This window comes from Pantoea sp. AG702 (assembly GCF_003182295.1).
GTDB lineage: Bacteria > Pseudomonadota > Gammaproteobacteria > Enterobacterales > Enterobacteriaceae > Pantoea > Pantoea ananatis.
Genome location: NZ_QGTU01000001.1, coordinates 1,052,067 through 1,066,936, shown reverse-complemented (window position 1 = coordinate 1,066,936; position 14,870 = coordinate 1,052,067). Strand labels below are relative to the sequence as shown.

Here is a 14,870-nt window from a genome sequence, read left to right as displayed (position 1 = left end):
GGCCGTCTTTTGACATCTTTGTACACAGGCTCAGGATTGCAACTCAACAGCGCCACGCTAGACTGTATCGTATTGATTTTGATAGCGGGGTAACGGTGTGGACGGTGTAAAAGGAAAAGCGCTTCAGGTGACAGATGCCATTATTTCCTGCCAGTTGGATGGCAAGGGTGGCATGATCCCCATTGATGAAACGCAGGTGCTGCACGACGAGCATCCCTGCTGGTTGCATCTTAATTATACCCATCCTCGTAGCGCCGAATGGCTGCAGTCTACGCCTCAAATTCCGGATGCCGTGCGCGATGCGCTGGCTGGTGAAAGCATGCGTCCCCGTGTTTCCCGGCTGGGGGACGGTTTTATGATTGTCCTGCGCAGCGTCAACCATAACAGCGATGCACGACCTGACCAGCTGGTGGCAATGCGGGTGTTCATTAACGATCAGCTCATTGTCTCCACCCGCCGACGCAAAGTGTTTGCCGTAGATGAAGTGCTGACCGATCTCGAAAACGGCAACGGTCCGGTGAACTGTGGCAGCTGGCTGGTTGAAGTCTGCGATGCCTTAACCGGGCACACCAGCGAATTTATCGAAGACCTACACGATAAAATCATTGAGCTGGAAGATGCCTTACTTGATCAACGTATTCCGCCGCGGGGTGAGCTGGGACTGTTACGCAAACAGCTGATCGTAATGCGCCGTTATATGGCACCGCAGCGCGATGTCTTCTCGCGCCTGGCGAGTGAAAAATTGCCGTGGATGGACGACAGCGAGCGCCGCCGTATGCAGGAAATTGCTGACAGACTGGGCCGCGGCCTGGACGATCTGGACGCCGGCGTAGCCAGAACCGCCGTGCTGGCAGACGAAGTGGCCTCGGTCATGGCGGAATCCATGAACCGCCGAACCTACACGATGTCGCTTATGGCCATGATCTTTCTGCCAGCGACCTTTTTGACTGGCCTGTTTGGCGTCAATCTGGGCGGGATCCCCGGCGGCGCATGGCGCTATGGCTTTAGCGTCTTTTGTCTTTTACTCGTGGTACTGGCGTTAGGCGTGGCTGGTTATCTGCGCAAGCGACGCTGGCTGTAAGGCATGGGAGAGGAGCAGGGCGTCAGTCAGGAAAATTCCATTAACAGGACTAAAGCTGATCGACGTCAATATCTTCCAGACGCAAACCGCGCAAAATCTCTCTCGCAGGTGAATGCAACGTCAAGCGATGGGCGTTGCGCTCCATATTGTCTTACTTCCTTTTTTGAATTATTGCATAGCATATTTAATTCGAAATACGCCGGCTAACTAGCCGGCTTTTTTTTTGCCCGCTGGCTGAGATGTCAATTCTTTCCTAAGCTTAAAATCCATTCGCATAAGAGGAGAACGGCATGATGGCGATTCACAACAGCGAGCCCATTCCAACGGATCCGCCCCCCATTCCGCAGCCGCAGCCCGATCCGCCACCGGAACCGGAGTTTCCGCCGGTAATGGATCCGCCCCCTCACCGCAACGTATAAAAAAAGGGCACGCGAGTTAATGCGTGCCCTTTACTTTCATCGAACAGATAAGCGTTACTTAATTTCCAGCACGTTAAGACGTTCGCTGAGGTCAGGCGTTTCTTCTTCCTCGGCGCGCCAGCCAACCGGTGTGACCGGCAGCGTTTCGCGATCAAAGGCCAGATCGCCGCCATCGACCACGGCATCACCGTGTTGAATACCTTTAAAATCAAAGAGTTTGATATCTGCCATGTGAGAGGGCACGACGTTTTGCATGGCGCTGAACATGGTTTCAATACGGCCAGGATAACGTTTATCCCAGTCGCGCAACATGTCTGCGACGACCTGACGTTGCAGATTCGGCTGAGAACCACACAGGTTGCACGGGATAATCGGAAACTGACGGGCTTCTGAGAAACGAATAATATCTTTCTCGCGGCAGTAAGCCAGAGGACGGATCACGATGTGTTTACCATCGTCACTCATCAGCTTGGGCGGCATGCCTTTCATCTTGCCACCGTAAAACATATTCAAAAACAACGTTTGCAGAATATCATCACGATGGTGGCCAAGGGCGATTTTCGTACAGCCCAGCTCCGTAGCGGTGCGATACAAAATTCCCCGACGCAGACGTGAGCACAGAGAGCAGGTCGTTTTACCTTCGGGAATTTTATCTTTAACGATTGAGTAGGTGTCTTCTTCAACGATTTTGTACTCAACACCCTGAGCATCAAGATATTCAGGCAGAATGTGTCCCGGGAATCCCGGCTGTTTCTGGTCAAGATTCACCGCCACCAGGCTGAATGACACCGGCGCGCTTTTTTGCAGGCTACGCAGGATTTCCAGCATGGTATAGCTGTCTTTGCCGCCTGACAGGCAAACCATAATGCGGTCGCCTTCCTCAATCATATTAAAATCGGCGATAGCCTCGCCAACGTTACGGCGTAAACGCTTCTGAAGCTTGTTGAGGTTGTACTGCTCTTTCTTGCTCGTTTCTTGATTTTGTTGCATTACGCGGTTTCTCAGTCATCAAAAGGGAAGTTCACAGAGTCAGTGTGCGGGTTAACCCGGCCCTGGCCCCGTGGGTCAATGCGCACAAACCTTTTACGCACTGCCGCGCCCCTTTGATTGGCTCTCTATGACGGCTTGTCGCCGGCAGTAAAAACCAGCGGACAAAAGTATGCCGCGTATGGTACGGATTACGCGTTCAATTTCCAATATCAATTTCTGCGTGCAGCAGAAAGTTCAAGGCTAACGATTCAGCCACGACAGGTCCGTTAGCCCTGTCTGGCGATAACGATAAACAGGAAGACCTGGCTATTCTGCCTGCAAAGGTCAGGCCACCATCCAGAGGTCTGTCAGGCCTCTGTCATTTTCGATGCTGGCGCGGTTCATCATTCGCCCGGCAGGGCATCTTTATTCCCATAGCGTCCCGTTTATTCAGGCCCTGATCACATCATTTCCAGCGACTGCACGCCTTTGACTTCCATGATTTTGTCATACAGGTGCGCATCGCTGGATTTGCGCGATAAGGTAACCTGCACGCTTAATTCACACTGGCCGCTTTCTTCATCCCGGTTAATCACCGAAATATTGCCGTAGCGGATGCCTTCACGTTGCATCACCAGTAACACCAGCGGCACGCTCTTGGCTTTGAGGTAAACAATCAGCGTATGATGTTTACCAATTAATAAATGGCTCAGGCGGCGGAACACCTCCAGCACCACCAGTGCCAGCACCGTGCCGTAAATCCCAATCTCATACATACCGCTCCCGATCACCAGCCCGATAGCGGCGGTAACCCAGAGTCCGGCCGCCGTGGTCAGGCCTTTTACCACCTGCTTTTGAATCAGGATGGTGCCGGCACCCAGAAAGCCCATGCCGCTTACCACCTGCGCCGCAACGCGGCTGGGATCGAGCGCCACATGATCTTTCATCAGCATGTCGGCAAAACCGTATTTCGAAACCAGCATAAACATGGCGCTGCCGATACCGACCAGGATATGGGTACGTAACCCGGCTTCTTTGGCACGCATCTGGCGTTCCAGGCCAATCAGCCCGCCTAAAATGCCGGCCAGCGCGATACGAATCAGCATATCCATTAACATTGTTTTTCTCCGGTAATCATCATGTTCAGATAAGTGCAGTTACGTGACAGTGTGATAACAGGATAATTCTGCTTGCAATTAGCTGTGAGGTTTTTTGTAAAAAGCTGTTTCTTCTATCGACCCCGCGTCAGGGCTGACATATTCTTGCTAAGCCTTTAACTCACCTTCCCGGAGTCTGATTGATGAAAGCCGCTACTTTTCTGCTGGCTGGTGCCGCGTTGATACTGTCTGCCTGCAGTAGCAACAGCGATGACAACGAGCCACCACAACAAGCTACTGCCGCCCATGTTCAGCCACACGTGGTGATGTCGTCAATGGCAGAGGCAAACTGTGCCAATGCAGGAGGGACACTGGCGTTCTCAAGTCAGCTGGACGGATCGCGCATCGGGATGTGCCAGTTAGTTAACGGCCGCCGCTGCAGCGAACAAGCGCTAATCGGCGGTAACTGCGCACGCTAACGGGTTCAGGCCGGATAACACCGGCCGGATACGTCAGGCGGTAACCCGATTTTGACAGGTTTCGCCGCGGTTTAGCTGGCTGAGGTTTTCCAGCGTGGTGTCTGATATCGCCGTCAGGGCTTCGGCGGTGAGAAACGCCTGATGACCGGTAAACAGCACGTTATGACAGGCTGACAGGCGGCGGAATACATCATCCTGAATCACATCATTAGATTTGTCTTCAAAGAACAGATCCCGCTCGTTTTCATAAACGTCCATGCCCAGCGCGCCTATTTTTTGCTGCTTCAACGCATCAATCGCAGCCTGAGAATCAATTAATCCGCCCCGACTGGTATTAATGATCATGACGCCGTCACGCATCTGCGAAAAAGCCTGTGCGTTGAGTAAATGATGGTTCTCCGCCGTCAGTGGACAGTGCAGACTGATGACGTGCGACTCGGCAAACAGGGTTTTCAGATCGACATACTCCGCGCCGAGCGCTAAAGCCTGCTCGCTGGGATAAGGATCAAACGCCAGTAAACGCATTCCGAACCCTTTTAATATGCGCAGCGTGGCGATGCCGATTTTGCCGGTGCCAATGATACCGGCCGTTTTGTTATGCATGTTAAAACCGGTCAGGCCGTCCAGCGAAAAATTGGCGTCGCGGGTGCGCTGGTAAGCGCGATGAATCCGGCGGTTCAGCGTCATCATCAGCCCCACCGCATGCTCGGCAACGGCCTCCGGGGAGTAGGCAGGCACGCGGACGACCTGAAGCCCCAGCTCGGCTGCCGCGTCGAGATCGACATTGTTAAATCCCGCACAGCGCAGGGCAATGTAGCGGACGCCCAGCCCCGCCAGCTCTTCGAGCACCGGGCGGCTGCCGTCATCATTCACAAAGATACATACCGCATCGCAGTCTACCGCCGTCTTCGCCGTGCTTTCGCTGAGTAAAAAATCAAAAAAGACCAGTTCGAAACCATACTGTTGGTTGACCTGTTCAAGGTACTTCTGGTCATAGTGTTTAGTACTGTATACGGCGATTTTCATCGTTGTGCTCCTGAAAAGGGAATGCAACAAGAATAACGTTTTCTGTTGCTTTTTGCTGGTCGCTGTTTACCTTTCGCGGTGAAACCTTCACCTTCCGGACGTTACGTGCCATCATTATTCTCAGGATAGTGAGAAAAAAAGGATGCTTGTTTTCATGCCGCGGATTTTCCGTCGACGTCTCGCCGCTGTTCTGGCGCTGATTTTATTGCTGCTGGGATTACTACTGACGATCACACAGTGGCTGCCGCGCCTGGTGGGCATTTGGCTGCCTGCAGGTACGCGCGTCGAGCTGGAGGGCGCGCCACGCTGGCGGAACGCGCAGGTGCTGTTTCCCAACATCCATTACCTGGCGGATGACTGTCGTCTGGCGAGTTTCAAAAACGCCGCGCTGGGTTGGCATCACGCGCGCTGGGCGCTCAATGCGGATCAGGTCACGCTGGAAACTGAATGTCTGCAACAGCTACCTGAAACGCAAAACGATACGGCCGCGCCCAAAACTCTGGCCCAGTGGCAGGCAATGTTGCCGGGCGCCGACATTCACATTGGTAAACTGACCGTTTCCCCCTGGCAGGATTATGCTGGCGGGCTGGATCTGACGCTGGATAAATCGCGACAGCAGTTACACTACCGCGGTGATAACCTGCAGCTCGACGCCACATTACAAGGACAGCAGCTCAATATTAGTCAACTGACGGTGACGCATCCCGCTTTACCCGAACCGCTCAGCCTTAATGGCCACTTCGAACTGCCCAAATATGCCAACGGCTTGCCGGTGAACGGTGAAATTACCGGCACGCTGGCGCTGGCGGCATTCCCGCAACCTGTGGACGCTGCGCTCAGTTGGGCGCATCAACGTGGTCTGCTTAATGTCACCACGGGGGGCAGCGATCGTCCTTTACTCCATCTTCCCTGGCAGGCCAGCCGAACCCGTATTGATATCGAAAAAGGTGAATATTACTGGCCACTGGCCTCGCAGCCGCTGTCGGGTTTCGTCAATCTGACGCTGAATAACTGGCAGGACGGGCTGGAGGCGACCCAAATCGTCGGTCGTCTCAATATGCTCACGCAGGGCCGGGGCGGTAAAGGTAACGTGGTGCTGGGGATGGGGCCGGGTCACCTCAGCCTTACGCAAAGCCAGCTGCCTTTGCAACTGACGGGCGAAAGCAAATTCGCGGCGATGCAGCTTTACGGCAGCATTCCCGGCGAGCTGAACGGCTCGTTGCTCAATCCGCAACTGACGATAAAACCCAAAGCACTTTTGCGCCTGCGCGGGCGTTTGCTCTCCACGCTGGAAGTCGATGAAGCGCGCTGGCCGCTGGCCGGCGTGCGCTTATCTTCGCAAGGCATCTCCGGACGCCTGCAGGCCATTCTCCGCGCTCACGATCCCAGCTTTGGCCGCTTTACGCTGCACCTGGATGGCGGCGCGCATAACTTCTGGCCGGATTCAGGCGTCTGGAACTGGCGTTACTGGGGCGAGGGAGAAATGCGTCCCTTACAGGCAAAGTGGGACGTCAATGGCACGGGCGGCTGGCGCGATACGCTGATTCATCTGGATAGCCTGTCTACAGGTTTCAATCAGCTGGAATACGGCAGCGTTCGGGTAGAGAAGCCGCGCTTAACGCTCACGGCGCCGGTGAACTGGCAGCGTGATGCGCACCACCCGTCATTTACCGGCCAATTCAAGATGCAGGCAGGAGAAACGCGCTTCAGCTACGGGGGCAGGCTGGCGGCCTCAACGCTGGACTTCGGTGCGACGGGCAGCGATCCCGGGCATTTCGTCTGGGGCGGACAGCTGAACGCGAGCAAGGTGGGGCCGGTACGTGTTAACGGCCGATGGGACGGCGAGCGTTTACGCGGACAGGCCTGGTGGCCAACGCAGTCGCTGACGGTATTCCAGCCGCTCCTCAGCCCTGAACTTAAAATGAAGATTCAGTCAGGTGAGTTACGCGCTCAGGTGGCTTTTTCTGCCGCCGCCAGACAGGGCTTTCAGGCTGGCGGTCACTGGACGGTGAAAAACGGCAGCGTCTGGACGCCGGACAGCCAGGTCAACGGGGTGGATTTTTCGCTGCCATTCCGACTGCAAAATCAACAGTGGCATTTCGGGTTACGCGGGCCGGTTTCGTTACGTATCGCCGAGATTAAAAATCAGTTTGCGATGCAGAACATTCGGGCCGACCTGCAGGGCGCTTATCCCTGGCGTGAAAACGATCCACTGTGGTTACAGGATGTCAGTCTGGATCTGCTGGGCGGACACATTACCCTGCCATCCCTGCGCCTGCCTCAGCACAGCCCGGCGCGCGTTTCGCTCCGTGACATAAGCCTCAGCAAGCTCGTCAGCGCCATTAAACCCAAACAGTTTGCAATGTCTGGAAACGTGAATGGCGAGTTACCGCTGTGGATCAGTAATCCCCACTGGATTATTGAAAATGGCTGGATTGCCAACAGCGGGCCGCTGACTTTCCGTATGGATAAAGATATGGCCGATGCCATTACCCGCAACAATGTCGCCGCCGGTGCGGCGATGGACTGGCTGCGCTACATGGAGATTTCGCGGTCATGGGCCACGCTTAATCTGGACAATCTCGGGGAGCTGACGATGGAAGCCCAGGTAAAAGGCACCAGCCGCTTCAGTAATCGTAATCAGACCGTTAATTTAAATTATCGTCATCAGGAAAACCTGTTCCAGCTGTGGCGCAGCCTGCGCTTTGGCGATAATTTGCAATCCTGGGTGGAGCAAAATGCCACCTTGCCGTCAAAAAAGGATCAATCACCATGAGCCTCAGGGCCTTACTGCTGATGGTAGCCTGGCTACCGCTGATGGGTTGTGTGCCACGCATCGAAGTGGCGGCGCCAAAAGACCCCATTACCATTAATATGAATGTGAAAATTGAGCATGAGATCCACATCAAAGTGGACAAGGATGTCGAAGCCTTACTGAAAAACCAGAGCGGCCTGTTCTGAGGAGAGCCAGCATGAAACGCATTGGTCTTGCACTTTTACTGGCGACGACGATGAGCCAGCCGGCCTGGGCTCTGACGCTTGATGAGGCCCGTCAGTCGGGCCGGGTCGGCGAAACCCTGTCCGGTTATATTGCCCCTCGATCAGACGACAGCGAAACTCTCGCACTGGTTAAACGCATTAATGACGGACGGCGCGCCGAGTACCAGCGTCTTGCCGGGCAGAACAACCTGAAAACCGATGAGGTGGCCCGCATCGCTGGACAAAAGCTGGTCACGCGGGCGGGGACGGGGGAATACGTTCAGGGCATTAACGGGCAGTGGTTGCAGAAATAGCCCGATCGAGCAGGGCGATGCAGGCATAAAAAAACCGGGCTGATGCCCGGTTCTCGCGTCAAACAGCATTATCACGCAGTAGCAATCTGCTTAATCGCGTCTTTGGCTTCGCTGGTTGCTTTCGTGGCTACTTCCGGGCCGTAAGCGATGCCTTCAGCCAACACGAACTCAACGTCGGTGATGCCGATAAAGCCCAGGAACAGCTTGACGTAAGGGGTCAGCAGGTCAGAAGGGCTGTCTTTATGAATGCCACCACGGCTCGACAGAATCACCGCACGTTTACCTTTCACCAGACCTTCCGGGCCCGCTTCGGTATAACGGAAGGTCACGCCAGCACGCGCGATCAGGTCGAAATAGTTCTTCAGCTGAGTCGGGATGTTGAAGTTGTACATTGGGGCCGCCATCACGATAACGTCGTGCGCCTGCAGCTCGGCAATCAGTTCATCAGACAGTGCCAGCGCTTCCTGCTGACGCGGTGACAGTGGCGCATCAGAAGGGCGCAGTGCGCCAACTAACTCACCGTCCAGTACCGGAACCGGGTTAGCAGCCAGATCGCGAACGGTGATCTGGTCGCCCTTAGCCTGTGCCTGCTCGATATAGAAGTCTGCCAGCTGGCTTGACTGAGAATAACCCGCAAGAATGCTTGATTTCAGAACGAGTACTTTGCTCATAGTAGTTTCCTGTCTGTTATGCGGAAGGCTTTCCGCTCAATGGTTTACACTTTACAAACATCGGCCTTAGGGTGAAAGCGCAATATTTCGAGAGCTATATTCGAATTAATTGAACAAGCCGGTTTTGCCGACCATCACGGCGTAAAAGGGAATGTGCTATGCTAGGCGCAATTATTAGAGTTAATCAGCGGGTTATCTTAGCACTGTACGCTGAATCCACACCGTCTGAGTAAGGTACGTCACTACTATGTCTTCTCCGGTTTCATCCCCATTAACGCCGCTCTGGTCGCGGCTTGATGCGTTAATGCTGCGTGACCGTCAACGCTTGCAGCGTCGGTTACATGGTGCCAAAAAAATCAAAAATCCCGACGCTCAGCAAAGCATCGCCGCCGAGCTTGAGCAGGATATCATTGTTGCAGAGCGCCGCGTTGCACAACGTGTTGCGGCGACGCCGCGCATCACGTTTCCGGAAAATCTGCCAGTCAGCCAGAAGCAGCAGGCCATCGCAGAGGCGATTCGTGAACACCAGGTGGTTATCGTCGCGGGCGAAACCGGATCGGGCAAAACCACCCAGTTGCCCAAAATTTGCCTGACGCTGGGACGCGGTATCACCGGTTTAATTGGTCATACCCAACCGCGTCGGCTGGCGGCGCGAACCGTTGCCAACCGCATCGCCGACGAGCTGGAAACTTCGCTCGGTGGCTGTGTGGGTTACAAAGTGCGGTTTAACGATCAGGTCAGCGAAACGACCCAGATTAAACTCATGACAGACGGAATTCTGCTGGCGGAAATCCAGCAGGACCGCATGCTAATGCAGTATGACACCATCATCATTGATGAGGCTCATGAACGCAGCCTGAATATCGACTTCCTGCTGGGCTATCTGCGGGAGCTACTGCCGCGTCGTCCCGATCTGAAAGTGATTATTACGTCAGCAACCATCGATCCCCAGCGCTTCTCTCGTCATTTCAACAACGCGCCGGTGATTGAGGTGTCGGGCCGCACCTATCCGGTAGAAGTGCGTTATCGTCCGGTGGTGGAAGAGGCGGAGGATGTTGACCGCGATCAACTGCAGGCCATCTTCGACGCGGTCGATGAGCTGGGGCGGGAAGGCCGGGGCGACATCCTGATTTTTATGAGCGGTGAGCGCGAAATTCGCGATACCGCCGACGCGCTGATGAAGCGCGATCTGCCCCATACCGAAGTGTTGCCGCTCTATGCCCGTCTGTCTAACAGCGAGCAGAACCGGGTATTTCAGTCGCACAGCGGGCGGCGTATCGTGCTGGCAACCAACGTCGCCGAAACGTCGCTGACCGTACCGGGCATCAAATACGTTATCGATCCCGGCACGGCGCGTATCAGCCGCTACAGCTATCGCACGAAAGTGCAGCGCCTGCCGATAGAGCCGATTTCGCAGGCCTCCGCGAATCAGCGTAAAGGACGTTGCGGGCGCGTGTCGGAAGGGATCTGCATACGGCTCTATGCCGAAGACGATTTCCTGAGCCGTCCTGCCTTTACCGATCCTGAAATCCTGCGTACCAATCTGGCCTCGGTTATTCTGCAGATGACCGCGCTGGGGCTGGGCGATATCGCGGCCTTCCCGTTCGTGGAAGCACCGGATAAACGTCACATTCAGGATGGCGTAAAGCTCCTGGAGGAGCTGGGGGCATTAACCCTCAATGACGACGGACATTACTCACTCACCGGCTCCGGCCGCCAGCTGGCGCAGTTGCCTGTCGATCCGCGCCTGGCGCGCATGGTGCTGGCAGCACAGCAGTACGGCTGCGTGCGGGAAGTGATGATCATCGCTGCCGGCTTATCGATTCAGGACCCGCGCGAACGTCCCGCCGACAAAAAGCAGGCCTCGGATGAAAAACACCGACGCTTTGCGGATAAAGAGTCAGATTTTGTGGCATTTGTGAACCTGTGGAACTACCTGGGCGAACAGCAGAAAGCGCTGTCCGGTAACCTGTTCCGCCGTCAGTGTAAAACAGACTATTTAAACTATCTGCGCGTGCGCGAATGGCAGGATATCTATACTCAGCTCCGTCAGGTGGTGCGCGAACTGGGCATTCCCGTTAACAGCGAGCCAGCGGAGTACAGAGAGATTCACTGTGCCTTGCTGACCGGCTTACTGTCACATATCGGTCAGAAAGACGCCGATAAACAAGAGTTTACCGGCGCACGCAACGCCCGTTTTGCTATCTTTCCCGGCTCTGGACTGTTTAAAAAGCCGCCTAAATGGACAATGGTCGCTGAACTGGTGGAAACCAGCCGGCTGTGGGGCCGCATGGCGGCGCGCATCGATCCCGAGTGGATTGAGCCGCTGGCGCAGCACCTGATCAAACGCAGCTACAGCGAACCGCACTGGGAGAAATCGCAGGGCGCGGTGATGGCCACCGAAAAGGTTACCCTGTACGGTTTGCCGATTGTGGCTGCGCGCAAGGTGAATTACGGCACCATCGATCCCACGCTCAGCCGCGAGCTGTTTATTCGCCATGCGCTGGTTGAGGGCGACTGGCAGACGCGTCATGCGTTTTTCCGCGCTAACCAGAAACTGCGCAGCGAAGTCGAAGATCTGGAACATAAATCCCGTCGCCGCGATATTCTCGTGGATGATGAAACGCTGTTTGCTTTCTACGATCGGCGCGTGGGCAAGGATGTCGTTTCAGCCCGCCATTTTGACACGTGGTGGAAGCAGGCCAGCAAAACCAATGCTGAACTGCTGAACTTTGATAAGCAGATGCTGATCAAAGAGGGCGCGGATAAGGTCAGCCAGCTCGACTATCCCAACGTCTGGCATCAGGGAAACCTTAAACTCAAGCTGAGTTATCAGTTTGAACCCGGTGCGGATGCCGATGGCGTGACGGTCCATATACCTTTACCGCTGCTTAACCAGGTGGAGGAAGCGGGTTTTGAATGGCAGATCCCCGGCGTGCGGCGCGAGCTGATCATCGCCCTCATCAAATCGTTACCAAAGCCACTGCGCCGCAACCTGGTGCCTGCACCCAACTATGCTGAGGCGTTTCTGGGCCGTGTTACCGCCATGGAGATGCCATTGCTGGATGCGCTGTCGCGGGAATTCCGCCGCATGACCGGCGTGACGCTGGAGCGAGACAACTGGCAGTGGGAACAGGTGCCCGATCATCTGAAAATGACGTTTCGGGTTGTCGATGAGCACAACCGCAAACTTCAGGAAGGCAAAGATCTTGCTGGGCTGAAACGCCTGTTAAAAGGAAAGGTGCAGGAAACGCTCTCTAACGTGGCGGACGATGGCCTGGAGCAGAGCGGTTTGCACCTCTGGAGCTTCGGCGATTTACCGCGCAGTTACCAGCAAAAACGCGGCAGCTATGAGGTAAAAGCCTGGCCTGCTCTGGTTGACGAGAAGGACAGCGTGGGCATCCGCTTGTTTGACAGCGAGCACGAGCAGCAGAAAATGATGTGGCGCGGTCAGCGCCGCCTGTTGTTGCTGAATATTCCGTCCCCCGTGAAGTATCTGCATGAAAAGTTGCCGAACAAAGCCAAGCTGGGGCTGTATTTTAACCCTTACGGCAAGGTCATGGAGCTGATTGATGACTGCATTGCCTGCGGCGTTGACAAGTTAATCGCGGAAGCCGGTGGCCCGGCATGGGAGCAAACGCAGTTTGAAGCGCTAAGGGAAAAAGTGCGCGCCGAACTCAATGATACCGTGGTAGAGATCGCAAAGCAGGTTGAGCAGATTCTGACAGCGGTATTTTCGATTAACAAACGTCTGAAAGGGCGGGTAGATATGACGCTGGCGCTGGCACTGGCGGATATCAAAGCGCAGATGAACGGCCTGGTTTACCGGGGTTTTGTCACCCAGAATGGCTGGCAGCATCTGGCAGATACGCTGCGTTATCTGCACGGCATTGAGCGACGGCTGGAGAAGTTGCCGGTCGATCCTCATAGCGATCGCGCCCGAATGCTCAAAGTGCAGGCCGTCGAGCAAGCGAGGCAGGCATGGTGGAATAAATTGCCGCCGCAGCGTCAGGATGACGCGGACGTGCAGCATATCCGCTGGATGATTGAAGAGCTACGAATCAGCCAGTTTGCGCAACAGCTGGGAACGCCTTATCCGATCTCGGATAAACGCATCCTGCAGGCGATGGAGCAAATCGCAGGCTAGTTGCCGAGACAGCTCGCGTAAAAAAAAGCCCGCACCTTGATGGATGCGGGCTTTTTTATGTGTTCAGATCGTGTAACCCCTCAGGCAACCTACTGGGCCAGCGCTTCAAGCCGGTCTTTAAAGGAGGTCACGGCAATCGCCCGGTTATCCGCAAGATAGCGATCTTTTGCGGCAGGTGCCGAACTCTGCACGGCAATCAGCTGCCAGCCTTTATCGCCTTTCAACAGTAGCGGCGAACCGCTGTCACCCGGCAGCGTATCACACTGGTGCGATAACACGGCACGCTGCGCCCAGCCGGTGATCAGGCAGTCGCTGTGTGAATACAGGCTGTCAAGATGATCGGCAGGGTAGCCAGCCTGAGTCACTTTACGTCCGGCTTCTTTAAGCGCGTCCGTTAAATCACTGCGTGAACCATCAAACAGCGGAATCGGCGTAATGGCAGAAGGGGGATTACGTAAAATAACCAGACCATAGTCGAACGGTGCTGCGCTGCTGGGGACGATCCATCCTTCGCCATCGGCTTTTAGCCTGTGGACCAGAGAAGGTTCAACGCGGGCATCAATGTCGTGGATCTCGTAGCGCCAGCCTTTTTTGGTCGACATAAAGCGCAGCGCGACCGGTTTATCAAACTTGCCCGGTGGCGTCAGTAAACAGTGGCCTGCGGTCAGTGCCAGATGTGGTGAAATAAGCGTTGCGGTGCACAGGTTACCACTTTCGGTTTCCAGTTGACCTATCGCATCCCAGGGCGCGTCGCTGACGTCGGTAATCGCCTGACGATGATCCTTACCAAAAAACAGCATTTTTATTTCGGCAGGCGTCGGTGAATCATCATTATCATCGGCATGAACAACGGCGGTGAAACTGAAAAGTCCAACGATTAACAGGGTAGCCAGGCGCATAGAACTCTCAATAGCGAGAAAAAGAAAACGTTTTTGTTATTACTGAAGTGACATAACTATAGTCAGTGAGCGGTAAAAAAGGGAGTCTTTTCAGTTAATCAGTACGCGACAGCGACTAAATAAAAAAACTGGCCGCGATAACGCCACATAAGATCATCACAATCAGAATAATTTCGAAGCGATAGCGACGGACCATATTAGCCACTCCAGTAAAGAAACACCCGGCAGAACCGGGTGTTTTAATTATTAACGCTTACTCGGAACCCTAAAGGGTGACCTTATTTTTTAGCGGCTTTTTTGTGGTGCTTTTTAGCAGCCTGGGCTTTCTGAGCTGGTTTAGCTTTGTGGTGTTTTTTAGCGGCCTGGGCTTTCTGGGCTGCTTTAGCTTTGTGGTGTTTTTTAGCAGCCTGAGCTTTCTGGGCTGGTTTAGCTTTGTGGTGTTTCTTAGCAGCCTGGGCTTTCTGGGCTGGTTTAGCTTTGTGATGCTTTTTAGCGGCCTGCGCTTTCTGAGCGGTATCTTTCTTAGCGACTTTCTTTTTAGCCGCCTGAGCTTTCTGCGCGGTGTCTTTCTTCACTGCTTTTTTCTTAGCAGCCTGAGCTTTCTGTGCAGCTTTATGGTGCTTCTTGTGAGCGGCAGCTTTGTGTTCGGTCTTAGCAGGTGCAGCGGTAGTAGTAGTGGTAGCAGCAGCGGCTGGAGCAGCAGTTGTCTCGGCAGCGAAAGCAACTGAAGACAGACCCATGGCAGCGGCGATTACCAGTGCAAATAATTTTTTCATTGCAAAACCCTCG

The 14,870-nt window shown here is 54.7% G+C and carries 13 protein-coding genes; 7 read left to right on the top strand and 6 right to left on the bottom strand.

Going from position 1 to position 14,870, the window contains the following annotated elements:
• Positions 1–97 precede the first annotated feature (97 nt).
• Both zntB and DFO57_RS22990 read left to right on the top strand, forming a co-directional pair.
• On the top strand, positions 98–1,081 hold the full coding sequence (gene zntB / locus DFO57_RS05080) for a zinc transporter ZntB (protein ID WP_013025892.1): 984 nt from the start codon (positions 98–100) through the stop codon (positions 1,079–1,081).
• Between the two features lie 290 nt (positions 1,082–1,371).
• Entirely contained in the window at positions 1,372–1,500 is a 129-nt protein-coding gene (locus DFO57_RS22990; RefSeq protein ID WP_022623200.1) for a hypothetical protein, read from the top strand.
• Between the two features lie 54 nt (positions 1,501–1,554).
• Here DFO57_RS22990 and ttcA read toward each other — a convergent pair whose 3' ends face one another.
• Positions 1,555–2,490 carry a tRNA 2-thiocytidine(32) synthetase TtcA gene (gene ttcA / locus DFO57_RS05075; protein WP_028715185.1) on the bottom strand — a complete coding sequence of 312 codons (936 nt, stop codon included), beginning with the start codon at positions 2,488–2,490 and terminating at the stop codon, positions 1,555–1,557.
• Between the two features lie 440 nt (positions 2,491–2,930).
• Positions 2,931–3,587, bottom strand: a complete 657-nt coding sequence (locus DFO57_RS05070) for an MgtC/SapB family protein (protein ID WP_013025890.1) — start codon at positions 3,585–3,587, stop codon at positions 2,931–2,933.
• 182 nt (positions 3,588–3,769) lie between these two features.
• Between DFO57_RS05070 and DFO57_RS05065 the strand changes: the two genes are divergently transcribed.
• Positions 3,770–4,045, top strand: a complete 276-nt coding sequence (locus DFO57_RS05065) for a DUF333 domain-containing protein (RefSeq protein ID WP_014605765.1) — start codon at positions 3,770–3,772, stop codon at positions 4,043–4,045.
• Positions 4,046–4,078: 33 nt separating this feature from the next.
• On the opposite strand, the gene DFO57_RS05060 is transcribed toward DFO57_RS05065, so the two are convergent.
• Positions 4,079–5,071, bottom strand: a complete 993-nt coding sequence (locus tag DFO57_RS05060; RefSeq protein ID WP_015700235.1) for a 2-hydroxyacid dehydrogenase — start codon at positions 5,069–5,071, stop codon at positions 4,079–4,081.
• A gap of 142 nt (positions 5,072–5,213) precedes the next feature.
• Between DFO57_RS05060 and DFO57_RS05055 the strand changes: the two genes are divergently transcribed.
• Genes DFO57_RS05055 through DFO57_RS05045 form a run of 3 tightly spaced genes read left to right on the top strand, consistent with a single transcriptional unit; the run spans position 5,214 to position 8,364 of the window.
• Complete coding sequence (locus tag DFO57_RS05055) at positions 5,214–7,847, top strand: YdbH family protein (protein WP_110015146.1); 2,634 nt, start codon at positions 5,214–5,216, stop codon at positions 7,845–7,847.
• Positions 7,844–8,032: a YnbE family lipoprotein gene (locus tag DFO57_RS05050; RefSeq protein ID WP_014605768.1), complete on the top strand. Its 189-nt coding sequence runs from the start codon at positions 7,844–7,846 to the stop codon at positions 8,030–8,032. Before DFO57_RS05055 ends, DFO57_RS05050 begins: the two co-directional genes overlap by 4 nt.
• Before the next feature lie 11 nt (positions 8,033–8,043).
• Positions 8,044–8,364, top strand: coding sequence for a YdbL family protein (locus DFO57_RS05045; protein ID WP_013025885.1), 321 nt, complete (start codon positions 8,044–8,046; stop codon positions 8,362–8,364).
• A gap of 71 nt (positions 8,365–8,435) precedes the next feature.
• Here the strand turns inward: DFO57_RS05045 and azoR are convergent, their stop codons facing one another.
• Positions 8,436–9,035, bottom strand: coding sequence for an FMN-dependent NADH-azoreductase (azoR, locus tag DFO57_RS05040; RefSeq protein ID WP_013025884.1), 600 nt, complete (start codon positions 9,033–9,035; stop codon positions 8,436–8,438).
• A 247-nt stretch (positions 9,036–9,282) separates the two neighbouring features.
• Between azoR and hrpA the strand changes: the two genes are divergently transcribed.
• Entirely contained in the window at positions 9,283–13,182 is a 3,900-nt protein-coding gene (gene hrpA, locus DFO57_RS05035) for an ATP-dependent RNA helicase HrpA (protein ID WP_110015145.1), read from the top strand.
• 89 nt (positions 13,183–13,271) lie between these two features.
• Here hrpA and DFO57_RS05030 read toward each other — a convergent pair whose 3' ends face one another.
• A complete protein-coding gene (locus DFO57_RS05030; protein WP_013025882.1) occupies positions 13,272–14,081 on the bottom strand; it encodes a serine protease in 810 nt (269 codons plus the stop codon).
• A 278-nt stretch (positions 14,082–14,359) separates the two neighbouring features.
• Positions 14,360–14,857 carry an acid resistance repetitive basic protein Asr gene (gene asr / locus DFO57_RS05025; protein WP_013025879.1) on the bottom strand — a complete coding sequence of 166 codons (498 nt, stop codon included), beginning with the start codon at positions 14,855–14,857 and terminating at the stop codon, positions 14,360–14,362.
• Between the last annotated feature and the right edge of the window lie 13 nt (positions 14,858–14,870).